Below are 23,157 nucleotides of genomic sequence, written 5' to 3'. Positions count from 1 at the left end.
ATGTCCCGATGAACGAGCTCCTGAAATTACCGTTCGAAATCCAGATTGTCCTCGTGGCGGGTTATCTGGGCTACAAGCTCACGACGGCGACTAAGAAAGTCGAGCACAAGACCGAAGATTTCCTGTTGCAGGTGCTGGTATTCGGAACGCTTGGGCGGGTTTTCTCGTACGTGGTGGCGCGGCTGGTGATGAAGCTGGGCTACTGGGCGCCGACGACCGTCGTGGAAACCGACTACAAAAGCGTTGCCGTTATCAGCGTGCTCGCCATCGTCGGATCGGTCGGCTTTGCGCTCTTGTGGCGCAAATATCTCGAGAAGTGGGTGAAGGCGGCTATGTCACGCCTGAAGATCTACCATGACGATCACGAGACATCGGCATTCAGGTCCATTCTATCGGCGGACACGCGATGGAGCTTCGTTCAAGTTCATCTCGCCAACGGCAAAGTTCTCGAAAGCTCTCTCAACTTGCCTGAACAGGCAGGCATCCCCACGAGACCCGTTATCCTCAATGATGATGGGATCGCGCTCTATGTGACCACGATCCACCCTAGTGAGGGTGACAGCCGCGACTTGGACCAACTGACACCAACAGGCGAGAACGTCATCACGTATATCCCGCGGTCGGAGATCAAGCAGATCGATATCGGCTGGAAGAAATGATCAGCGCCGCGGTGGTGGCGGGCGATCACCAGAGCCAGTCGTCAGCGGCTGGACTGAGCCTTGTTCCGCGCCAAGGCCGCCCGTCGTTTGTGGCTGAACCTGCGTGGTTCGCGGAGTTGCGCTCTTCTGGCCATAATCGCTTCCGTTTCCGGACATGTGGGTTCCCTTTCCATCGACGTTATAAGGCGATTAGCGAACTGGCGGTGGCGGTCGGGTGCCCTCGCCCGTAGTCAAGGGATTAGATGACACTTCGCCCGGTGACCTATCCGACTGTGCTGGAGTGGTCGTGCGTGGCGTTACGCTTCTACTTCCTTGGCTGCTGTCTCTGTCTCTTTCCGTCATCGCAGTCACCTTCGATTCGAGCGTTTGATGAGGCAGGGTTTAAGGCCCTCTTAGTGAAGGTAGGTACGCCGCAACTGCGTCGCAAGGATCCATATTCGTTTCCCCCAACTTCGGTCCAGTCATGCCTCAACAGCGCCGTTAATGCTGGCTGGCTTCGCTGCCTGTTGCCCGGCGATCAGGAACCACGGAATTCGATCCGGTCGCAGAAGAGACGCCAGTAAACTGGCGACCCTGACGGAGGTTGATGCCAAGACGATGTTGGATCGAAGGCCATCGGCGATTGTCTCCCACTCCCTGAAAACATCGTCGATAGTGAAGATCGTGTGACCAATGTTCAGGGTGACATTGGTGCCATTCTCGATCACCCGAGCTCCGAAATCGCTGAAATTGTCAGGGATAAAGACGTTGATGTTCGTATGGTCGAATCCTCGCATTGCCCCTTCTGCCTGCTCGGAGAGTCCGATCTGCTTCAACACAAGCAATATTGCTGGCAGAAGACCTGTCGGGTTCGCGAGGAGCTTGCGGCAATCTTCGTATTGCCCCATGGCGGAAGCGTTCAGGAACCGGAAGGCTTCCTCGCCGTTCAACCCGGGCGCCGCGAGATAGCCGCCCCGGTCGCGAAGCTTCCTGAGTAAAAGACAAGAAACAGTCTCCAACTCGTCACCGCATCCGAGAGCTTCTGCCACCGAGGCGAAGGCGACATAGAACGGGGCAATCTCATCGGATACGGGAACAATCGAGTTGCAGTAGTGCGAGCAGATCACACGAACGAGATCACGAGCCGGAGCCATCCTTTCAGCAGCGGCTTGACTTGCGACGCCTGCCAAATGGGCCGCAGCACCAATCCAGCCAAGAATGCTCATGACTCTCAGCGGTAGGAAATAATAGTCCGCGGTACCGGCGCCTGAGATCAGCAGATGATAGCTCTCGCGGTCGAGTTCGACTGTGAGAGCTTCCACACCCCGGACGACCGCATCCACGACCCTCGATGCCAACTGCTCGATCGCGCTTCCGCAGAGTGGACTGGCCCCCGCCAGGGGAAGCAGCGCTACGGCGCAAGCCGCGTGGACACGGGCGACTTCGAATGAATCATCCAAGGTCTCCGCTCGCACGCCGAATGTCGTCGACAACCCCATGATGAAGGCCGCTGCGATCGCGGGCTCATCATGCAGTCTTTGGCACACGGGTTGGATGACATCGAGGAAGCGCTCCGCATCGAACTCGTTCGATAGAGCCAGATACTGCGCCCAGATCGCGTCCGAAGCGGCACGGATGTGCTCGTTGCCAGAGGCATCAGCCGCGAAACCTGGAAAAGTCTCGGGTATCGTATCGGAGTCTCCTGAAAACCGCGGATTCTTCGCGAGACGGGATACGCCGAAGAGATTTATTCCCCAGCACACTGATGTCTGCTGATCGCCCTGCATGGCTCGCGAAACCACCTGTCCGACTTCCACTAGGTCAAGTGACGGGCGTGTCGTCTGGACGATCGATGTCCCTTTCAGGCAGTTCATCAGCGCGCTCGTGCAATGCCCCGCTCCGCCCGACTCGCCAGCGGCTTCGTTGGAACTCGACGCTGCGAGGATTGAGACTGCCATCGACCCGGTCTTGCCGATGACGCTGGGGTTGAGGAGAACCCCGATGTCATGAACAACGCCGCCCGATTGGCACGCATCGATGATAATATTGGTGTGACCGATCCTCGCCTCGGTGATCCATGCGAACAGCTGCGTCATTGAGAGCGCGTTCACGGACATCCTGTCGACGTCGGTATCCCTCAGGCAGAGGAAATATGTGCCGTCCTTGACCCCGCCGTGCCCGGCAAAGAAGAACGTCAGCTCCTCGATGGGTTTGCCCGAAAACAGGACGGCTGCGACGGCTGATCGCACATCGTCCATCGATGGTGACAGAAGAAGCCTTGAATCCTTCGCGCTGCTATCACCAAAGCCGTCTGTGACAAGGTGATCGAACACTGCTTTGGCATCATTCTCCGCCCCGGAAAGCGCATCCAGTGGAGGCTTCTCATATGTGTCGCAGCCAACCGCTATGACTATTCGCATATGTATTCCTCGGCCCAAGCCGCCGGAAACTTGGCCAGGCGCTCGCTCTCCCGCTGTCGTGCGCAAAGGCTCTTTTCGGCCTTGATACGCTCCCACCTCGCATGGTGTTCCGAACTCGGATCGTTAAGCTGCGCTTCGATCGCCGCCCATCTTTCAGCATCCATGTATGGTGTGGGAAGGCTGACTTCCCCGCTCTCCTCTACCAAGAACTCGATCTTTTCCATGGCGTCCAGATAGGATTCGACAGGCGTCTGATCCGGGGTAGCGGTCGCAATGTTCCCGGACCTCTCGGCGGATTGAGAGATCGCCTGGAAAAGCGTTCTGGCGAGTTCATCTGATATGCCGGACGCCAACTTTCGCCGTCCCAATACGAATTGTACCAGGTCGTGGCTGACTATGTCCTCGAAAGGCGACTCGATACCGAAAGAATGCACGGTGAGTTCCCCCGTCTCGTCACCATGCACGACGGGCTTTGTCCGCCACCTTTGCCCGTGTGAAAAGCGTTGCATGTTGCGGGGTGCAATCATTCCCTCCCGAACGCGCTCGCGCGGTCGGGAGCCTCATGGACGTCCAGCATTTTTCGAAGCATCGAACCGACTTCATCCGCAGGTATTATGGCGAGGCCAGCAAGCCGTTCATCGAGACCCGCAAGGCGATCGAGGAGGAGCGCGAACCCTATGACGAACTGCCTCCGCACTTCGATATCGAGAGCGGAGAGCCCGCCTACCTCGAGGAATGGTTGGAAGCAGACATGGCGTTGAACGTCGTCGGTTATTCTTGCCTTTCGATGCTGTCGAACTCGCTCAAGATCACATTCACAAACTTCCAAGAGGAATTCGGCTTCAAACCGACGGACAAAGAGAAGCGTAAGCTGTTCAAGAAGGGCTTCGTGCCAGCCTACAAGCAGACGCTTGGAGAAGTGCTTGGGACCGACTGGAGCGATTGTCTGGCCGATTTCGCAATCATCGAACAGGTGGTGCTTGTCCGAAACATCACCCAGCACATGAAGGACTATTCCGGGTTCGATGCGTTCTATGACGAGGACTCAATCCGATCTCATCGGCGCCTGTACTTTGTCGGCGGAGACACTACAGAGCACGACCCGGATGATCCGGTGTCCTGGTTCGGCCGCCGCGTCGAGGTCAGTGCTGCCGATCTATTTCTAGCGCTCGATCATGTCGATATGCTTGTTGACTACATTCAGTCGCGCGAGGAGAAGGCGTACGAATAGCGGGTTCGCAAGCGAAAAGAGAGGGATGCATGAAAGCACTGATCTTATTGTTGACGGCTGCAGCCGCCACCCTGCTGGCATCAACCGCGCAGGCAGCCTGCTACAATGTCTCGAAGAGGGAGCCATCGTCTCTCATTGGCCATCTGACCCACCGAATATTCGCCGGGCCGCCAAATTTCGAGGACGTGCAGAAGGGCGATACGCCTGAGCCAGGTTATGTGTTGAAGCTCGACCGTCCGATTTGCATCGTGGGGGACGAGTTTGCCGACCCGAGGAACATGTTCGACGAAGTCCAGCTGGTGCCTACAGAAGCGACTGCAAAGGAGATGGCGAAGTTTCGGGACGCAGATGTCTACGTCGATGTGACCGATCCGATGCCCGCCATGACAGGACATCACCACCGTCCATTGCTCGCTTGGGTGAAATCCGTCTCGTCGGCTCGGGACATCACTTCCAGCTACGGAACGGCGGCGACTACCATTGAGGCGTTCTACGCAGCCTTGCACTCTGGTGATGGCGCGCTCGCTTCGTCCTACGTCGTTCCTGAGAAGACCCACAAAGGTGCATTCAGTTCGAAAGCGCTGACTAGCTTCTATGGATCCCTATCAGAGGCGATCACGCTGATTGACGTTTCCCGCTTGAGCAACAGCCGCTTCTCCGTACGTTACCACTTCAGCGACGGCAAGCGGGCCTGCGACGGTTCCGCGACCGTCACGACCGTAAACCGTGGCGGCCGGGATTACATATCGGGGATCCGTGCGGAAAATGGCTGCTGATGCTGCGGAGAGACATGCTGAGCGTGAGCACGTCAACGGCATGCAGAAAGCATGTTTCCCACGGCGTCTATGAGCTCATACTCCACATCGAACATTTCGTTCGGATCCCATTCGTCATATTCGAAGGAGCTGTACGGAAGTCGGCCGACTTCGAGATTGCTGTCGACCAGGGGTGGAAGTGGAAGGTTTTCTGCGACCGCCAGCGACATAGTCAAGGCCGGGTCCGACGATCGGGACCTAGCGTCAGCGACTATTATTCCTGCCTCTCGAAGGTACTTACCCTGCAGTGCCCACGGCGATGGCGGCAAGTGCGCTTCTCCCCGCATCGCATCTACCGCAGCCTGTCGGATTGCTGCGGCCTGTGGCAACCCGGCTCTGGCCAGACCTAAGTCAAGCCAATCTTCGACCGCTTGCCCCGCAGCCTTCCGCCCTCCATGGACGCAAATCGCTGCGAATGCGTAGGCCGGGTCCATGTTTTTTCGGGACGCGTCGTTCCGTTTCCCCCAGACGTTCATGAGGGCGGGAACGCGGAGCCTCGAATAATCCCGCTCGCGGAGATTTAGGCAGACATATGCCAAGCTGGCGGCAAGTTCGTAGACTGCGCGGTATTCCGAGATGTCGGCAAAATGTGAGACCATTCGGGCAGGTGCGGTATAGATAGTCAGAGTTGGATCTTCCAGCAGACCGCGCAACTCGTTATCGATGAAAATGTTCTCCACAGTTGCGGCTCCGCTTTCCAGCGTGGCGGCAACCTCAATGCCGGACTTCAATTCCGACCACATTGCGGTTGTCTCGAGCAGCGCCCCAACAACAAGGGGCTGCCTTATGAAAAACGTTCCGCTTCCATAAAATCGGACGAAGAGGATTGGACGTTCCGGGTTCGGTATCCCGTTCGCATCGAATTCGATTCCTCCACTGAAATCGACCCTGCAGTTTTTCGGCGAACCCAAATCGCCGTGACCTTCCTGAACGCGATAGTACCCAGGCAGCATGAGCCTGCGATCGGCATCATGCAGCGCAACCATCTTCCAGAACTGCTTCTCCATTCCGGAAATCCGCAGGTTAGTGATGATCCCCAGGGCCGAATGCACCGTTCGGAGATAACGGCGGCCCCATATCGTCCCAAGCAGGTCGGACCAATGGGTAAGCTCATGGTAGATTGTCGACACGACCGATCGTTTGGAGCCGAATGCGGAAACATCATCGAATCTTTCGAATTCCGCCTTGTCGATTTCGTCGAGGCCAATGATCTGCGTACGGTACTTGAAAGACGCGACCGATCTCGCTTCGGGAAAAATTGACTTCCCCTTGATCTCCGCCCAGCGCGCATTGTCGATCGGCATGCTTCCCTCCTTGTTCGTCAATGGTGCCTAATTGAGCGGAGCATTAAAGGCTAGTCCTCAGGTCGCCGTCTCGTGTTCGAATTCGCATGAAGCGCGGCGGAGATGACGTTAGGGGAGTTTGAATCTTTGCAATCTTTTAACTGAACTCGCTAAGCCAAGATTCATGGCAGCCGGGCTACCACGTGTGGCAGAAAGGCAGGCCACCATGCAACCACACGTCCCCACTGACAAATTCATCCCATTCGACCTCGAAAAGATGCTTCTCGAAGTTCACAACGAGGAGTCGCGACCCTATTTCACCGAAGCCGTCAACTGCTTCAATGCTCGCGCTTTTCGGGCCTCAGTTGTGATGATGGCCTGTGCGGTCTTCGATGACATTCGGCACAAGGCTGCAGATTTCGCCCAATTCGATGGCACTGCTAGGACTCTCGCGCAGAAGCTCGAAACGGTCCGGAAGCACCAAGGTTCGTACGAGAACGACGTGCTCAATCTGACAGACAACTGGGGAAAGCTCGACATCGAGCAGCAGCGCTATCTCAAGCATCTATACGAGGCGAGAAATCAGGCGGCGCATGCGTCCGGCTGCATCATTGGTGAAGACGAAGCCCGACGGATGATCGCGAACGGCCACGCTCGAATCCTTTCAGTCAGGTTCATCAGTGCAATGCACGGTCTCGCGGAAATTCTTCACAAGATGACTAACGTGGACATGTACCCGGCAGCGCTGCCCTATGGGCACGAGCATACGACGCGAGACGAGTTGAGTCTCTGCGACCCGGCCGCCCATTGGGAAGTGATCAACGCCATCGTTGCGAACCACGAGTCCGGCAGCCCTCGCTTCAAGCGCAATGCCGAGATCTTCCTGCGCTGGGTGGCTAACGAGCAGAACAGCCAGCTACAGAAATACCTGTCGCTGACCTTGCTGGAACGACGGACCTTACCGCCGTCAAGCTCGTGGTTGATTGACATCATCGCGCAGGATCCGGCGATACTGGGTCGGCACAGTCAGAAATCCAATGACTCAGTCGATGCCGCCCTCGCCGCAATAATCAACGAGTTCTTGCTGGACGACGAGGAACGTGAGTTCGCCCTTAGAGAAGTCTTCTACTGGGTGATGGACGACGGAACGGGCAGGCTTCGGTTAACGCTCGACGCCTGCATTCGAAAGATGCTGGCAACAGAGGCATTCTTGAGAGCGCTCGGCGCGGACCATCCGCATCTGGGGCGGGCCAAATCAATGTTGGTCTCCGCAACTTACGATCACGATCGGGCTGAGCTGTTCGCATCGGCTGCATTCGAAAGGTGGAACCCTGGCCACGAGCGGATCATTGGGCGCTCGCTCGACCAGGAAACGGCATTTCGACTGGTACTCAATCTTTGCGAAGCGGGCAGAGCAGCTAGACCGCGCTGCCAATCCTTAGTGAAGTTCCATTTTGCAGGGATGCCGTCGATCCGGCAGAAGGCTATCGCCTTGGTAGACTCTGATCCGGGAAGAGCGGAAATGCTTCTCGAGGATGCCGAATTGATAGGCTACTCGGGCGAGGAATTCTTCGACCTGTATCTGAAGCCTCTGCCCGACGAGGAGGACGACGAGTTTGGTCCCGGGCCGGATTATGAAAGTGCACCACACGGCCCGGAAATGTTTGCCTTTCTGAAGAAGGCTGTCAGCGCAGGCTAGCCGAAGCATGGTCCAGAACTCCGGGGTCGCTACCGGAGTGTCGCCTGCCTAATTGAGGTGTTCCACCAGCAAGCCGAGCATCCTGGCCTATTTCATTGTGTCGCGAACGCGGTGACCTGCTCGCTCAGGAGGTTCTTGCCGTTGCCGTCGGCCCGTTGATCAGTAAGTCTGGGTATCGCTCACCGATAACGCGTGTGAGATCGCCTTCGTCGAAGTACCACTCGTCGACAATCCACCAGGCATCCATATCCAATCTGTACTCGGCACTCAGGCCGAGTTCCACCCACTCGATCCGTACCGCGTCCGCATGGGCGACGACTTCGGCGCCGGACAGATCGAGGCCGAATTTCGCCTGAAGACTATCTCTGAATCGATCATGTGCTTCACGGTGAAATTGGTCGACGCCCGCACGGAAGTCCTCCCCCTTGATCACGCTATCGGACCGCGGCGAATGGATTTCAAATCCTTGCTTCGTCTGCAGGACAACGGTTCTCTCGGCCTTATCGGACAAAAATTCTTCCCAGTTCCGAGGATGAATCCAATCGTAGCCATAAATGCAAGGTAGCGGAGTTCTTCTGCGATCGAGAATTCTGTCCTTCTCGAACTTTTCGAAGAAGGGTTGAGGCGAAGCGAACACGTCGTCGGTCTTCTTCATCTGTAGCAACTGCGGTGTGACACGGTTCCGCGGAGTGAGGCCCTCAAGTTCACGAGACTCGGAAACATTGGCTCCGTCATTTCTACGCGGAATGGCAATTTCCGGATGGTTGTCCAGAAGTTCGCGAATGGTCCGGGCGGTTTCGATGAGATCGTAACCGTCATAAAGGCTCCACTCGGACGGACTGGAAAACTTCACCGAAGTGTTTTCCCATTTCATAACGAAATGGTCGCTTCGGCATTTGATCGAAGCTTCCCTTAGGTCGACGCCGAATTCTTTGGAAATCTCGTTTTTGAAGCGCGCGAGGGCTACAGAAAACAGCCTCGCCGCGACTTCCTGCTCATCGAACTCGGTGTTGTAGATATCTCCGTTCCTAGTGTCACGAACAACGAAATCGTGATCCTCCCGCACGATCACAAGTCGTTCGGGCTGGCCACTCAAGAAGTCTGTGAAGTCAGCTGGCGGCAACCATACATAGCCGTGCTCGAAGGGTGGTCTTGCGTAGTTGTCATGACCCGTGCGGTGGAAATGGAACTGGCCCGCGCTGTATCGACGTAAATCTTTGATGGGCTCAGCGCCCGGCGACGAATGAATGCTCATTTATACTCTCCGTTCTCGGAGAGATGATCCGCCGCCGGCGCGAATGACTGAAGCTGGTCGTTACCGCACCTTGCGAGGGCCAGCGTCAGCCAGTTATAGCCTGCGTGGTGGAATAGTGATGATCAGCAAATATCGAAATTTCACTCCTCATCCTTCAGCGCACCCGGATCGACGGCGCGCAGCAGGAGATCCTCGCAATCGTTCTGAAACATCGTGGACTTGTAGAATCGGCTGTACTCGGCATGCGTCCGACGTTTCTCGGTCACATCCTCATGGGTTATCGGATCCTCAGGCGGCACCTTCGTCGTCAAAGCCATCCGGTAGAGCGCGGCGGGCACGTCCAGAATCGATGTGCCGTTATCCATATTGAACCCGCGCGCCTCAACCGGGTTGCCATGCAGGTAATCGTTCCTCAGCTTGAAGAGCCGATGATAGAGCCATTCGGCGAGCGTTCGGTCGGAAGCGGCGCTTCTGCCGATTTTGACAGGATGGCTTGCTTCGATGAGCTTTCCACGGCGCCATTCGACTTGCGACAGCATCTCGAGGACCTTGAGTTCATCGGCCCGGCCGTCGGCGCCCGGATGGACGAGAATCTCGAACGCGCTGACCCAGTGGGCGATCACCCTGCCCCAGTCATATATGGTCTCCGTAACGCTGGTATTGGGCACCTCCATCGCCGTCGTCGCCATATTTAACGACCGCAGGATAGAACGCGCCTCCCAGGCGTCCTGCGCCTCGAGGCACTGCTCCTCAAGGTATTGCCGCATCCATAGACGATAAAGCCCATTGAACAGGCCCGCGTGAACATGACTGTCCTCCACTCGATGGATCGGCACGCCGGGTGACGCCAGCCCGCGAAAATTCTTCAACTGGTGGAGAGCGGAAATAGCAGGAGTGGTCGCGATCAGCCTGTCTCCGCGGGTCGTGACCATCCAAGGGTAGATGTCGAATGAATTCGAGTAGAACGGGCCGCGGTTGTTATCGGAGAGGATCGTGACTATGCGAGTATCGAGGGTCACCGCAGCGACAACGATGTCCTTGAAGCTGGCTATCGCGTGCGAGACGGGCTTTCCCTCATATTCGCGACTGGTAGCGATCAAGCTTGGGCGAACGGTTTCGCCATGGCTCCCTGTGAACCGGGTCAGGAAAGTCTCGAGATCGGCGTTCGCTTCGATACAGGCCTCGTAGCGAGGATCGCCAGATCCGATCAATGCAATATGGGCGCCTCCCAGTTTCTTGGTGCGAACATCGACGCTCGGCAGGACAACGATAGGCGTCCAGTTGACGGGCGCGGTGTCGGACTCGGGTTTTCTCAACGCAGGCCTCCTGATTGCAACCTGCAGGAGCCAGAACGCGAGTCCGGGTCAGCTGTCAACACTCCTCACGCAGCCTCGACGGCCTCTTTGGCGATCAAATCCTCGGCCTGCCGGGCGGCCTGCACATCAGGCAAGACGGTCCTGAACCCTCCATCACAGAACCCGTCATGCGCGGCCAGTGCGTACAGCAGAACAGGGCGCCAATGATTGCGATAGAACTTCGCTGCTTCGATATCGGCCTGCTTCCGCAGATAATATCGAGTGCCGCCGCCGCCCATCATGTCGGCAGCCATGTGGAGCCCGGTCGTATGCGCGACCATGTAACTGTTCACGTCTTTTTTGAACCGGGCGTTCAATGACAACGCTTCCATTTGGAATTTGATTTTTGCCAGTAGAGGCGGCGGCAGCGCGGCGGCATCGTCGATTTCGTAGGTAGTGACCAAACCGCCGTCATGAATGTCGACCTCAACCCGAAGAAACTGGACATCTGGAAGTTCGTCGAAATACGCGTGAGCGTATTTACCGGAGTCACTCGCCAGTTTGGCGCCGTTGCAGGCCTCGCATAGCGGAACGAGATTCCGGGAGTAAACGGAAAGCGGCTCGTAGATCGATTTTGCGAGGTGATGGTCGAGTTCAACGGGCGGGTCAATACCGCACATTGGGCACATATCGACCTTTTCAAAGGCCGTTTCCCGAATGTGGGGAATTTTCCCGTTTTCGTAGGTTTGCGGATAAGCATGTCTGATAGCTCCCCGCAGCCCTTCGGTGAGATTCGGCCCCTTGAGAGCCGCTGCGGGGGCACCGAGCGTTTGGTCGTAAAGGTCATAAATAGCCAGAACGTCGAGGATCTCAGCGTCCGTCGGTGCATATCCACGCTGTTCGTTCTTGTAGGTATACGTGTAGAGAACCTCTTCGAGATCCGCCTTTGCAGTATCCCTCGAGGGTTTCGGCAGGTTTCTCATTTCGTTCGCGAACGCCCCGCTATCTGAGACATAACGTAGCCACGAGCTTGCCCGCTCAATGCTGGCGTGAAGAGGTTTTCAATCACATCAAGGCCGAGATCGGCCCCCACGAGAAGATCAAGGACCTCATGAAAGTCCGTTGAGGAGGCTACCAGACCGAAAATATCATAGGTGAGGATACCCACGTTCTCGCCGAAAGTTTCCAACCTCGGCTGCTTGAAATGAACTGTATCTCCGGCCCTTGTCACGATCCGCACATGACGGGCGAGCGTCTCCTGAACAACGACTGGCGAGTGAGTAGCCACGATGCAGAACGCGTCAACCTCTTCCAAGATTATACGGATTGCCTGCATCAGAGCGGCGGTCAGAGGAGGATGGAGATGCATCTCGGGCTCATCGAAGAGCACCAACGACTTCCTGGCCGAGCGCGCTGTCAAGGATGCGATCACGTGCAGCGCAATCTTGTGCCCGGTACTCCAACTGAGAAATGCTCGCTTCGGTTCATTGAGGATGAACTCGGCTTCGCCCTCGTCACCTCGCTGAGCGAAAGATGGTTCGGAAAGCAGGGGCGCGAGCGCCTCAAGAAAAACCGGGCGCCGCCCACCGTTGCTTATGACATTGACCAACTGCTCGAACTCGGTAGCAAGCGCGTCGATAGACTTCAGGCGGGTGATGGTTTTCGACGTTGCCGAAGCATCATCTGTGTTCTCGCGTTCCTGAGCTTCAGCGGAGATGTCACGTAGTCCGCAGTATGCGAACCGTCCCTGCCCCAGAGTGATGTCTTTGGCGACTTGCATCCTGTCACGTCCGTCCAGCCCCGGGACATCGAAGCTATCGAAAGCACTGTAGGAGATCGTGATGATCCTTGAAAAATTGATGTCGGGTGGATCGAATAAACCAAGTTTGCGTACTTCCTCCCGCTGACGGCCGGAACCAGAGGCGAACGCGACATGCGACAATCGTGAAAGCAATGTGCTCTTGCCCGAGCCGTTTCGGCCGATCAGAGCGACAATACGCTGCGGGAGCAGTACTTCCTTCCGGCTAGGGCCGAGCATACGCATTTGCCGATAATAGTTTGGAACAGAAGGAGCTGAAAAATCGAGATCGAGGATGTCCGAAACTTCGGTAGGCCGAAAGGAAAATGGAGTATCGAGGTTGGCGAGCTTCGAGAAATCCTTGTTCAGCATGGCTGTCGCGTCGTCAAGAAAGCGATCCCAATGGCCATTTTCACGGAAGAGTGACCTCCTCCACCCGAGTTCGTTTTGGAATTCTGGAATGATGGATGGATTGGCGACAACATCCCTCAGTGAGGCGAGAATCTCTGCCCGATCTCCGTCGCCAATGGTTGATAGTCGCTCGTAGTAATCGAGGGTCCCTCCGATAGAGCACCATTGCTCATCGAGGCGCTCGAAAGGCTCCGTAATTTGCAAGGGTTCTCGACCCTTTTGCCCAAGCTTCAGGATCTTCACGCTACCTATAAGCACCGGCTCGGTGGCATTCACTGCGCGGTAATAGAGCTGGTAAGTGGTTTTGAAGTTATAATCGTCCCAGTTATCCTGCTGCAGAGCGACCTGCCCTTTGATCGAGCTGAGGTAATCCCTGGATGCGGGATAGATATCGTAGTGCATGAACCTGTTCCAAAGCTGGGTGGCGAACCGGATATTTTCAACCGTGGATTATCATGATTCGAGCGTGAGGCGAGATCGCAAGGATAGCCTGAGGGCGCGACAGCCCCGTTCCAATGCTACGCGCCCTATGTGATCAGAGCCAAGGAAAGCGGCATATGATGCCGTTGCCTCGACAAGCTCCAACCGGATCCGACGTCGGCGATCAGCGCTACGCCGCCCGGCCCGCTAGGTCCACGCGACATCAATCCCTAGAACAAATCTCATTCGCGCTTCCCGCCGCATCAAGCGTGCGTTTGGCTTTCACTCGCCTCAGGAATATCCGCCTTCCCGGCGAGGAAATGAAGAGGGATCGGCAACCGATAAAGTCTGCACGCGACCAGCACCAGGTTGTCATGGCTGAATCGAACTGCGGATAGGTTGCCGAAGTCCTTCGAGCTCTGGATTTCCAGATTCACCTGCTCAATAAGCTTTTCCTCGCCGCCGGACAGCTTGATGTCAGTTATAGCGGCACCGTGGGTCTTCGTATTCCGGTAAAGATGATCTTCCGAAATTTCGTCAGGCAGCCAGAACTGCCAGGTGCAATGTGAGAGATGCTTGGCTTGGAATTCTGCCAATTCCCCGAGGGCGGCTTTGTTCTGAAGAAGCGCGAGCCACAACGCGACGGTAGGATAAAGGTCGCTTCCAGCGGTAACGTCTTTCCGATAGGCCTCGGATCTCTGCGGATGCAGAGCAAGTTGGCTGTATTCCCTGAGGATACATGGATACGCTCCTCCTGTTCGGTAAGCGAACGCAGACGCATGAAAGACGCTCTCGATCCACCCTGCGAGAAATTGAAGATCGTCACACCGGGCCAGAAACATCGCTGCGAGCGTGATCTCGATTGCATGATCATCACGCACGGGGCATTCGAGAACGCGGTTATTGCGAATGATGTCTCGCACGATACGATGAGCACGCGCGACCCCGGCGTCGGCTGCCGCACGGACCTCCACACTCGCGCCCTTGTCGACATTTTCTCGGGCATTAAGTACCCACAAGCCATGCAGCGCCGCTCGACCAAGGACTTCAAACACACGTAGGTTCACATCGATTGGCGCCCGCGATTGGACGGCAATCGCGAGACCGTTTTCGACCTCCGAGTACGCGTCGACATGGAGTAGGATATACTGCTCTGCAATCATCTGATGGAGATGCACGCATCTCATCATCACCCTGCCGACCTCCCTGCCCTTTGCCGAGTCTGCGACGTGTCGTCGTCCGAGGTCCCACATCCACAACGCGGCCAGCTCGCTTGTTCTGTAAGCTGCCTCTAGGTTCTGAGCATCGCGCGCCCATACGAAGACGTTCCACGCCGCGATATAGATTTGGCGTGCCTTGCGCATCAGGGTTTCATGGTTCTTTGGCAAGTCATCGAAAAGCTGCCAGAGCAGCTGGGAGAAATGAGCGACACACACAGATGGCTCATCGACGAAAGCCAACGCCTTTCGGAATGAAGCCTGCATTTCCTTTGGAAACATCTTCTCCCGCAAGAGGCCCGAGACCATCATTTCGGCGATCTTGTCACCGTTCCACTCGATGAACTCGACCTTGCCCGCGACCATGTTCTTGTCCATGTACTTCTGGACACGAAGGCGAACCTCTTCCTGTATGTCTCCTCCGAAACAGAGTGCGATTACAATCGGAAGATCCTTATGTCTCGCAGCTACGTGCGTTGGGATGTAGACCTCCAATATCTGATCCAGCGACACTCTAAGGGCTTGGCTGCCGTCTTCCCAATGGCTTCTACCAAGATTTCCGGCCTTGATTGAAAGGAGATAGAGCGCGTTTTCTCCGGTCGTTGGGTGCGGCCCAATCGCAGCTACGTCGACGCCATACTGGGTCGTGCCCCGCTTTGGTCTCGATATAACATTGAAGCCCAGCTCGCTGAGAATGTCGGGTAGAACAACATCGAGTTCGTCGCGTTCATTAAGTGACGCGAGATATTGCTTCAGCATTAGCTTCATGATGGCAGCTCTTCCACTCTGAACGATCTCACCAATCGATCGAATATTCCAGGTTGAAGCACCCCCATGCGAGCAATGGGCGTAGAGATCTCGAAGCTGGCCAACGGCGTAACCTGCCTCACGCGCTCTCCGTTCGATGGATCTTCGATGTAGAAGACCGATGACCGACCATGCAAAATGGTACTTTTTTGGAAAAGACTGCCAAAGATTGATCCCTCGGCGGACGACCTGTCGATGCGGGTCCGTTCGTCGAACTCTATCTCGGCTTGGATGCGGCGCTCGCTTGTCGATGGCTGGAGGGCAGGATTCCGCGGGAGCGCTTCATAGGTTGCTTCGCGAGCGACATGCTGCTTACGGATGCGTCCGACGGACGCCGTCAGTCGACGATCCTTGGAAATTGTCGCAGCTTTCTCGAAAAGATCAATGTCACTGGGATAGTTCATCAGCCAGAAGGAAACGATCCCAGTTTCAAGGTTCTTCCGGTTCCTATCGCTGAGCGCTTTCAGGCAGGCGCAGAGAAGCGAAACGGCAGGGCCGTGGGCAACTAGCATGAAACCGAAAATCTTCCTTGCAATGAAGAAGACCTCGTCCAGATCAAGAGCGAAGGTTTCGATTCTGACATCAACGATATTCTGGTCTAGCGGCTCGAATAGGTCGTGGACCTGATCGCGGATCGCAATCCCGCCATGTAGCAGCCATTCCGTCGCAAACCAGAACGTCATTTCACTGCCTGATTCACGGATTCTATATAGGCTGCTTTGGAAGTGTTTCAGCTCTACGTCCGAATTTTGATTGCCGACGATTGCAGCGATTGTATCAGCAACTAGCTGACGATCCTTCGCAAGCCCTGTTTCAGACAAAGCGGCGTCGACCAAGCCTAGCGCCTGCCGGCTATTCGCGGTTACATCCTTCATCAGTTCAAATGTTCTGCGCCGTAGCGGATCGGGATATGGATACCTGTTCTGGACGAAACAGGTGATCAACTGATCGCGGTCACCTGGATCCGGATCACAGGCCAACGCTTCCAACGATGCTACAAGGCTCGGCGGCTGATCGCCCTCAGATAGGTGCCGGGCTGCCGCGAAGATCGCCGCATGCCGAATTTCGGGTCGATCGTCAGCAAGGCGGATTACGAGAGCTTCGACAGCCTTCGATCGGACATCCTTGGGCGCTGCCGCGTACCCCCCGAGTGCTATGATTGCAGTCCTCGCTGTAGACGGACGGATGTCCAGGCTGAATCCTAGGGCGGCGCGCAGCGCGGCAGACGGATCCTTTGGGCGCCATTTGTCCAGCAACAACGCCAGGAAAGGGCTCTCGCTGTTCGAGCGCAGAATGTCCATCGTCGCTACGCAGCGTGCGACATCTCCCTCCAGCCAGCGACCTATCGCCTGCTCATATCCATAAGAACTGTGCTCTGGCGACTTCGAGATCATTGAATGCGCAAATGGGATCAGCCTTGATGCCGTTTGCGCAGTTGCGCCGATGAATCCGCGCAGCATAAACGTGAGACGGACCGCGTGACTACGATCCAGCGCTGGCCAGACCAAGCCCTCAGCTGTCGATATGATGTCAGCGGTGCCCGCGTCGTGAATCTCGGCGGCAATGACACCCGCTGCTTCCGCTGCTTCGAACGTCAGGTTAGCGATGGACGCGATGAAGCTTCCATCAGCCAGTGCGGCTGCGATTGTTTCCTTTGAAGCGGTACCCGACTTCACAACTCCTCCCGAACAGCGTGCCCTTCCAGAAGGTGAAACCGTATCGGGATTCGCTGAAAGCCGCGCGCAAAATTACAACTTTCAACTGCGGATCGCTGACGCCCCCTTGCCTGCGTATCCGAACGCTTTCCGCCATGTCGATGACAACCACGACAACGCCTTCAAGCCGCGGAGATCCTTGGCCGCGCATGTGAGTTCCACGTTTCGAATCCTTGCGCATATGGAAGCAGCCGGGTTGCCGTAGAGTTGAGAAAGTGCCTATTTTTGATGTGGTTCGCATTTTAGCGAATAGGTTCCCGGGCCTTTAAGACGCCTCCGGATATGCCGTCCTGAAATGATACACGGACGGACGTAGGCATGGATTCGAAAGCGCAGGCACTGGCAGACCTCAAGACAAGGGTAATTAGCCTCCAGCGGCAGATGACAGACCGAATCCTGAAGATCGCAGCGGAAGTTGAAAAACTCGAAGCGCTGATGCCCGCGAAAGAAGCCAGGGACTTCCTGCGGATAACCTGCAATCTGCCCACCAGCGAGCTCTCAACCTACGTCGGCTTTGCCACAAAGCTCAAAGGGAAGGAAGCGATCCTCGAGACCGCCAGGGCATCCTTCCCAGTCGTGAAGGCCTTGGTGGCTGCCGAAGATGACGCCCGCGCGGAGATACTCGCTCGAATGGAGATCGGAGCCCGTATCGACACGCAGGAGATCACCGCTATCCGGAAAAGACTCCGGCTTGCGAAGCTGACACCTTTCCATCCGCTCATGGAGACGAACAATCGTGCGGTCCGAGCCGCAGCTCGGAAACGAAGCAATGAGGCATCGTCTGACTTTCAGAGAAATCTGGTCCCGCTGATCCAGAAGCTGGACGACGCGAAAGCGGCGGATCTTCCGATCCTTGCAGCCTCGAAACAGGTTCTCCGATTAGCATCGCGACTGCGAGACGAGTGCCTTTCCATCTTTGGAAGCGAGGGCGTTGAAGCCCACCCGCCTTGTCAAGGTGCCACGCAGGTAGTCCCGGTCGGATATCAGGCCCTCTGCCGTGTCGCGGAAGGGAAATATGGGGATTCGGATCACTATGGCGCCGATAGCGGGGTGCTGTCGTCCGACTTCGCCATGGTGACTGCCTTGCGCAAGATGGCGGGCCTTCCCGTTCCGATGGGTGGCAGGGAGGGTCGAAACCGCTTGTTAATCGAGCAGCCGCCCCGCCACGTCAGACTGACGGCCTTGGAGCTCTGCGCAGGCGCCGGCGGCATGTCCATCGGCCTCGAGCGTGCGGGATTCCGGCATGTGGGATTGTTCGAGTTCGACAAGGACGCGGCTGCTACCCTGAGCCGGAACAGGCCAGACTGGCAGGTATTCACAGACGACATCCGCACGGTCGACTTCCGCCCGTATCGTGACCAGAACATCGCACTCGTTGCGGGAGGTCTTCCATGCCAGCCTTACTCCCAGGAGGGTAAGAAGCTGGGGAAGAACGACCCCCGCGACCTGCTGCCTGAAGCTGTCCGGATCGTTCGGGAAGTGCGCCCTCGGGCCTTTCTGTTTGAGAACGTGATTGGCCTGCTGCACGCACGCCATGCGGATCATCTCGCTGACGTGCTGCGCGGTTTTAGGAAGGCGGGATACCAAACCGAGATCCACCGGTTGGAGGTTAGCGACTTCGGTATCGCCCAGTCGCGGACCCGCATCCTGATCGTCGGCCTGAAAAAGGAGTACGCTGGGGCATTCCGACTACCGCCTGCGTTCCCTTCCCGTCGAGCCAACCTGGGTGATTCCCTTGTCGATCTGATGAGCGAGAACGGCTGGACGGGTGCCGCCGATTGGGCAAGAGAGATGCGCGAACACCCGGTCCTCGACAGAAACGGAAACGTCGTTGCTCACGGTGCGCAGGCATCGACGCTCGTAACCAGCCGGGGCAAGCGCCGGAAGAACGCCGAGACGAAATGGGATGGGCTTGGTTTCGACATGTCCAAACTGTCGAACGACGCGCCGACTAACGAAGACGCCGCGGCAGACGGGTTCAAGCCGGAGCTAACGATGCGAATGAAAGCGCGCCTGCAAAACTTCCCAGATGACTGGACCTTCTCGGGTGGCAAGGTGGCCGTCTCGCGACAGATAGGGAATGCCGTTCCCCCGCGGATCGGGCAGGTAGCGGGACTGGCACTCTTCGGGGCTATGCGAAACATGCTGATCGATTGGGAAGCTCTGTTGTGGCCGGACGAACACAAGGCGCGGGTAGCGGTTTTGGCACCGTCGCTGGATATGGTTGCGGACTGCCTGCAAATTCAAGCGCCCCTCGCCTTCGAATGTACTTGATACGACGAGGCTAACCGTCGGCCGAGTCCATGTCGCTCTCATCAACCTTGCTCGAACCAGCAGTGAATCAGATGAGACACAAACTCTTCCGGCGACAACGGAAGCATTTGAAGAGCAGTTTTCCGAGCGCCCAATTTTCCGTTGAGGCACAGTCTAGTTGGGCTGGGCTGGTTTTGGGTCCGTGTCCAACGATGCTCGCAGGCGTGGAAGCGCTCCGGCGACGAAGCGATCCACTTCTGCCTGATATTGCGCGAGCGTCATGCCCGCCAGCCCGGCCAGGGATTCCATGGTCATCTCACCTCGACGGGGTGACCGCGATTCTGCGAGCAGGTTGGGCCCTATGTAAAGAAGGAATGGCTGCTCGTGCAAATGGGCGATCATGATCTTCAATGGAAGCGGATCTTCCAGATGCCGCATGAAATCGTCGGCCGTTGGTGTCTCTCCGGCCCACTGTGAATGTGTCGGCACCCGGTGAATCACGAGTTTCTCGCCGACTTGATGGACTTGCGAGAAGTGCATGTTTCGCTCCTCGAAGAAGCGACCTACAGCTGCCGCATCCGCGAAGAATACGTCCTCGAGGCTTCCGCTGGTACTGAACGGCATCGAGTTCATCACTACAGGAACAATCGTCCGGTTCGTGCAATCCTCAGCCACGAACTCAGAAAGGATATCGGGATAGTCCTCCAGGGCTTTCGCCAACCGCTTCACCTGCTTGAGGTGGCTGCCGATCGACCGGAGCAGATTGTAGGATGCCACAGGATTACTGCCCGAAAGCGATCGGTTTTTGCATTCGAAAACGAAGAGGTAGTCTCCCCACGGAACCAAGGCGTCGTACTCGAAGGGGCCGCCTGCGCGGTTCGCCTGAAAATTGTAAACAGACAAGCCCTGCGCCTTGAGGCTATTGCGAAACTGCACCTCAAACGCCGGGCCCTTGCCCTCGATATCGATTTCCTTGTTCGCCAGCGTCGACAGAACCAAACGCATTATGAGCGCACCGACGAGGCCGGGCGCGGCAATACGGCACCAGTCACCGTCACCTCGTAGGATCGGAGCGTCATACAGGTCACGGCTCGACTTATGGAAACTTGCATTGTCGATGAAAATCCTCGCCTTCGGTCCGACAACACCATTTCGATTGAGGATCGCCTCTAGCTCAGAAAGAGTGAGTTTCGGGAAGACCCTGTCAAAGTCGTCGGCCGTGATCTCGAGACGATCGTGTGCCAGTTGCTGCAGAACTGCAAATCCGCGGATCCATTCAATCAGGCGAAGCCCCCCAAGGTCGGCTGGATGGCTTGCAACATCGAGGCCGAGGTATTCGCTGAGCATCACGACCGTATGCACCTCTACGGCCGAAATGTACTCAGTAGGAGGCATCGCCGCGCCGGGGTCGATGCCCTTCCCCATCCTCGACAAATTCGTCTTCAGCATCATGTCCCGAAATGTCTGCGACAGTCTATCGCCAAGGCGTTCGTTCGCCGCAAGATCGATCATCTCCCAGCCGATTCCGTCGGCGTCGTGACGAATGACATCTGTGCCGGGAGGAAAACGCTCGTCAGTCGATGGCGACTTGCTGAGACTGCCATCCAGGAAGCGGCAGCGTTCTTCGATGAGCTGCCATTGTTGCCAACTGAGCGCGGTGACGTCTGCCGCGCCCGCTTGATCAATCTGCACGTCGGTTACCACAGCCAAGTCGGGCACCCTGATGATGTCATCCGCGCCGAACCATTTGCCCCTAAACGCCAAGAGCTTGACGTTCATCGACATCAGGTTGACCAACTGCCCTAGCGCAGCATCAGCGCCGTAGCGTTCACCGTCAGGCGTCGTCAGCATAACGCCAGCCGGGCCGCCTGCATTTGGCAGCGCCTTCTCAACCTGATCTTGCAGGTCGATCCAATTCCGAGCGACGAAGGATAGATACGCAGTCAACGCAGCATCGTGGGATAGGGACGCCATGGGCAACGCTTCGATGTATCCCCGCAGTCCCGCGTACCCCTCATCAATGAGTTCGAAGTGCGCGAAGCGGGAAATCGCGTGTTCTGCCGCTTCGTCGCCGACGTCGCTGCGGATCTTTGCAGCTGCCCCATCCAAGATTGCCGCCCGCTTCTTAGTTTTGCCCGGATACCGAAACACCATCGTGCCCGCGCGCATGATTAATTCGACAAGCTTCTCGCCGGACTCCTTATCGAGCACTAGGGTGTTGAGATGGTCGCTGAGCATATCCCAGTCGAGTGCTTCCAAGCTCTCGACCACGATGGTTTCGCGAAGGCGAGGTTCTTGCGTTTGGTGCGACATTGATGAGCCTGCAAAGTGGATCGAAAGGCGCTGGACGCCTCGGAAAGAGAATATTCAGACACGGAACGGGATCTTCGAGACTTCAACGCAGACGTCGCGATAGTTGGGGTTCGTCTTCAAGAAGTGCTCGATGCTCTTCTTGGTAAGTTCAGAGTCCTTGCCAGGGCCGACCGTGATCCCTGTGATTGGAAGGGGGCCATCATTCGGGAAGCCTATCTTCACATAGGGAAGCAACACGTTATCTCGAGGGCGATGGCTGACCTCATAATGATCATCCGTTGATATCAATCGCCACTCTTGTTCTTCACGGAAATGCTCGTTTTTGAACTGTGGTGAGAGACGGAGGATGACGTTGCGTTGTTCAGACGTCGTATCGATTGTCTTGGTTTGCATGATCTGCTGGGCGAAATTCGGAATGGCATCCAATTCCGAACGCAACCTCTCGATTGCGTCATTCTCGCCATAGATGACCTTTTTCAAAAGAAACGACCTCATATATCCGAGGACGGCCACGTTCAGGGCATCAAACTGGATCGAGACATTCTGGCTGTGGGAACCGTACCCGCGCCACTGGCTAAGCAAATCCGGCTCTCGGCAAAAGCAAACCGCATAGACATCCGGAATATTCGGTATCTGCCAGCGACGTCTACTTGGACCAGTGGTGCCCCTGTAGAACCGCAGCAGGAGTTCCTCCATGACGTTTTTTGCCACGGCAATCCCGTAGTCCATCTCTTGCTTGTCGTTCAGGAAGCGAATGTTCGATCCCCAAAGCTGATTGTGCGTGAGAATGGATTGGAGAGCGTATAGATCGCAATAGTGCGATAGCTGCGGCGGCAAGTCTTTCCGGTTTTCCTGTTGCTCATGTAGGAGGCCGGGTAGACCCGCAAGGATTTCATTGGTGTCGCTCATAAGGGACCATGTTCGATCGATTCCCCCGATTCTTATCAAGAGTTGCAGAAGGTGCAATCTTCCAGTTGATCGAACAAAGGAAGTTCGCGCCACAGCAGTTTTGTTTGAAGGCTTCACTTCGATATCTGAGAGGAAGGCCCCGGAAAAAGTGCTGGGGATGCTGAACGAGCTATTTGAAGCCGTCACCGGGATCGTGTCGAGTAACAGCGGCCTGGTAATCAGTCATGTAGGCGACGCGATGCTCATCTCGTTCAACGCTCCCCTGCCGATCGACAGGCCCGAACGACGGGCAGTGTCCTGCGCAGGCGAAATCCTGCGACTTGTCAAAGAGCGAACTTTCGACGGCGAGAATTTGCGCGTTCGGATAGGGATCGCGTCCGGTCAAGTGGCGGCCGGAACCGTCGGAAGCTTCGATCGCCAAAGCTATACCCTGTACGGCGACGCCGTAAATACGGCGCAGCGGCTCGAAGCGCTGAACAAGGCACTCGGAACCCGCCGCCTGCTGGATGAGGAAACCTTCCTCAAACTTGCGGAAGAACGAGACGCGACCATCTCAGTGGGCAGTCATTTCGTTCCCGGCCGCGGCGCCGCGATCAGTGTTTATTCGATCTAGCGGCTGCCGAGCTGCGAGGCGCTGGGCGCTCTTTGCAAAAGCGCGGTATCGGCGTGAGTAAATGA

The 23,157-nt window shown here is 56.5% G+C and carries 17 protein-coding genes; 6 read left to right on the top strand and 11 right to left on the bottom strand.

All coding sequences use genetic code 11. The features are described 5' to 3' along the window. The first annotated feature begins 8 nt into the window (after positions 1-8). Entirely contained in the window at positions 9-659 is a 651-nt protein-coding gene (locus ACQZ5Y_RS13565; RefSeq protein WP_174049530.1) for a hypothetical protein, read from the top strand. A 461-nt stretch (positions 660-1,120) separates the two neighbouring features. On the opposite strand, the gene ACQZ5Y_RS13560 is transcribed toward ACQZ5Y_RS13565, so the two are convergent. Both ACQZ5Y_RS13560 and ACQZ5Y_RS13555 read right to left on the bottom strand, forming a co-directional pair. After that, positions 1,121-3,058, bottom strand: coding sequence for a caspase family protein (locus tag ACQZ5Y_RS13560; protein WP_174049531.1), 1,938 nt, complete (start codon positions 3,056-3,058; stop codon positions 1,121-1,123). Beyond that, a complete protein-coding gene (locus ACQZ5Y_RS13555; protein ID WP_174049532.1) occupies positions 3,049-3,585 on the bottom strand; it encodes a hypothetical protein in 537 nt (178 codons plus the stop codon). The genes ACQZ5Y_RS13560 and ACQZ5Y_RS13555 overlap by 10 nt, the downstream gene beginning before the upstream one ends. A 35-nt stretch (positions 3,586-3,620) precedes the next feature. On the opposite strand from ACQZ5Y_RS13555, the gene ACQZ5Y_RS13550 reads away from it, so the two are divergent. Further along, entirely contained in the window at positions 3,621-4,289 is a 669-nt protein-coding gene (locus ACQZ5Y_RS13550; protein ID WP_174049533.1) for a hypothetical protein, read from the top strand. A gap of 29 nt (positions 4,290-4,318) precedes the next feature. Next, on the top strand, positions 4,319-5,065 hold the full coding sequence (locus tag ACQZ5Y_RS13545) for a hypothetical protein (RefSeq protein WP_174049534.1): 747 nt from the start codon (positions 4,319-4,321) through the stop codon (positions 5,063-5,065). Positions 5,066-5,097: 32 nt separating this feature from the next. Here the strand turns inward: ACQZ5Y_RS13545 and ACQZ5Y_RS13540 are convergent, their stop codons facing one another. Then, complete coding sequence (locus tag ACQZ5Y_RS13540) at positions 5,098-6,408, bottom strand: hypothetical protein (protein WP_174049535.1); 1,311 nt, start codon at positions 6,406-6,408, stop codon at positions 5,098-5,100. A gap of 205 nt (positions 6,409-6,613) precedes the next feature. Between ACQZ5Y_RS13540 and ACQZ5Y_RS13535 the strand changes: the two genes are divergently transcribed. Beyond that, on the top strand, positions 6,614-8,086 hold the full coding sequence (locus tag ACQZ5Y_RS13535; RefSeq protein ID WP_174049536.1) for a hypothetical protein: 1,473 nt from the start codon (positions 6,614-6,616) through the stop codon (positions 8,084-8,086). 124 nt (positions 8,087-8,210) lie between these two features. On the opposite strand, the gene ACQZ5Y_RS13530 is transcribed toward ACQZ5Y_RS13535, so the two are convergent. From ACQZ5Y_RS13530 to ACQZ5Y_RS13505, 6 genes are all read right to left on the bottom strand, one after another. Then, a complete protein-coding gene (locus tag ACQZ5Y_RS13530; protein WP_174049537.1) occupies positions 8,211-9,341 on the bottom strand; it encodes a hypothetical protein in 1,131 nt (376 codons plus the stop codon). 140 nt (positions 9,342-9,481) lie between these two features. Then, entirely contained in the window at positions 9,482-10,657 is a 1,176-nt protein-coding gene (locus ACQZ5Y_RS13525) for a hypothetical protein (protein WP_174049538.1), read from the bottom strand. Between the two features lie 65 nt (positions 10,658-10,722). After that, positions 10,723-11,619: an HNH endonuclease gene (locus tag ACQZ5Y_RS13520; protein ID WP_174049539.1), complete on the bottom strand. Its 897-nt coding sequence runs from the start codon at positions 11,617-11,619 to the stop codon at positions 10,723-10,725. Next, positions 11,616-13,247, bottom strand: a complete 1,632-nt coding sequence (locus ACQZ5Y_RS13515; RefSeq protein WP_174049540.1) for an AAA family ATPase — start codon at positions 13,245-13,247, stop codon at positions 11,616-11,618. Before ACQZ5Y_RS13515 ends, ACQZ5Y_RS13520 begins: the two co-directional genes overlap by 4 nt. A gap of 281 nt (positions 13,248-13,528) precedes the next feature. Then, the gene (locus ACQZ5Y_RS13510; protein WP_174049541.1) at positions 13,529-15,250 is read right to left on the bottom strand and encodes a hypothetical protein; all 1,722 of its coding nucleotides are present in this window, start codon (positions 15,248-15,250) and stop codon (positions 13,529-13,531) included. Further along, on the bottom strand, positions 15,247-16,965 hold the full coding sequence (locus ACQZ5Y_RS13505; RefSeq protein ID WP_174059875.1) for a hypothetical protein: 1,719 nt from the start codon (positions 16,963-16,965) through the stop codon (positions 15,247-15,249). Before ACQZ5Y_RS13505 ends, ACQZ5Y_RS13510 begins: the two co-directional genes overlap by 4 nt. A gap of 357 nt (positions 16,966-17,322) precedes the next feature. On the opposite strand from ACQZ5Y_RS13505, the gene ACQZ5Y_RS13500 reads away from it, so the two are divergent. Then, entirely contained in the window at positions 17,323-19,278 is a 1,956-nt protein-coding gene (locus tag ACQZ5Y_RS13500) for a DNA cytosine methyltransferase (protein WP_174049543.1), read from the top strand. 153 nt (positions 19,279-19,431) lie between these two features. Here ACQZ5Y_RS13500 and ACQZ5Y_RS13495 read toward each other — a convergent pair whose 3' ends face one another. Both ACQZ5Y_RS13495 and ACQZ5Y_RS13490 read right to left on the bottom strand, forming a co-directional pair. After that, positions 19,432-21,570 carry a nuclease-related domain-containing protein gene (locus tag ACQZ5Y_RS13495; RefSeq protein WP_174049544.1) on the bottom strand — a complete coding sequence of 713 codons (2,139 nt, stop codon included), beginning with the start codon at positions 21,568-21,570 and terminating at the stop codon, positions 19,432-19,434. Between the two features lie 54 nt (positions 21,571-21,624). Continuing rightward, positions 21,625-22,479, bottom strand: a complete 855-nt coding sequence (locus tag ACQZ5Y_RS13490) for a DUF2971 domain-containing protein (protein ID WP_174049545.1) — start codon at positions 22,477-22,479, stop codon at positions 21,625-21,627. Between ACQZ5Y_RS13490 and ACQZ5Y_RS13485 the strand changes: the two genes are divergently transcribed. After that, positions 22,469-23,092 (top strand): adenylate/guanylate cyclase domain-containing protein, encoded by a 624-nt coding sequence (locus ACQZ5Y_RS13485; RefSeq protein WP_336509968.1) that lies wholly within the window; start codon positions 22,469-22,471, stop codon positions 23,090-23,092. The genes ACQZ5Y_RS13490 and ACQZ5Y_RS13485 overlap by 11 nt on opposite strands. The last annotated feature ends 65 nt before the right edge of the window (positions 23,093-23,157 follow it).

Source organism: Agrobacterium sp. A3-95 (assembly GCF_053521785.1).
The sequence above is the reverse complement of the archived record's forward strand: the minus strand, read 5'-3'. Positions and strand labels throughout refer to the sequence as shown.

Coding starts and splice junctions, on each gene's coding strand:
- ACQZ5Y_RS13495 (WP_174049544.1), bottom strand. CDS start 21,570: ATGTCGCACCAAACGCAAGAACCTCGCCTTCGCGAAACCATCGTGGTC.
- ACQZ5Y_RS13520 (WP_174049539.1), bottom strand. CDS start 11,619: ATGAGAAACCTGCCGAAACCCTCGAGGGATACTGCAAAGGCGGATCTC.
- ACQZ5Y_RS13560 (WP_174049531.1), bottom strand. CDS start 3,058: ATGCGAATAGTCATAGCGGTTGGCTGCGACACATATGAGAAGCCTCCA.
- ACQZ5Y_RS13515 (WP_174049540.1), bottom strand. CDS start 13,247: ATGCACTACGATATCTATCCCGCATCCAGGGATTACCTCAGCTCGATC.
- ACQZ5Y_RS13540 (WP_174049535.1), bottom strand. CDS start 6,408: ATGCCGATCGACAATGCGCGCTGGGCGGAGATCAAGGGGAAGTCAATT.
- ACQZ5Y_RS13565 (WP_174049530.1), top strand. CDS start 9: ATGAACGAGCTCCTGAAATTACCGTTCGAAATCCAGATTGTCCTCGTG.
- ACQZ5Y_RS13545 (WP_174049534.1), top strand. CDS start 4,319: ATGAAAGCACTGATCTTATTGTTGACGGCTGCAGCCGCCACCCTGCTG.
- ACQZ5Y_RS13555 (WP_174049532.1), bottom strand. CDS start 3,585: ATGATTGCACCCCGCAACATGCAACGCTTTTCACACGGGCAAAGGTGG.
- ACQZ5Y_RS13490 (WP_174049545.1), bottom strand. CDS start 22,479: ATGAGCGACACCAATGAAATCCTTGCGGGTCTACCCGGCCTCCTACAT.
- ACQZ5Y_RS13510 (WP_174049541.1), bottom strand. CDS start 15,250: ATGAAGCTAATGCTGAAGCAATATCTCGCGTCACTTAATGAACGCGAC.
- ACQZ5Y_RS13530 (WP_174049537.1), bottom strand. CDS start 9,341: ATGAGCATTCATTCGTCGCCGGGCGCTGAGCCCATCAAAGATTTACGT.
- ACQZ5Y_RS13535 (WP_174049536.1), top strand. CDS start 6,614: ATGCAACCACACGTCCCCACTGACAAATTCATCCCATTCGACCTCGAA.
- ACQZ5Y_RS13500 (WP_174049543.1), top strand. CDS start 17,323: ATGGATTCGAAAGCGCAGGCACTGGCAGACCTCAAGACAAGGGTAATT.
- ACQZ5Y_RS13550 (WP_174049533.1), top strand. CDS start 3,621: ATGGACGTCCAGCATTTTTCGAAGCATCGAACCGACTTCATCCGCAGG.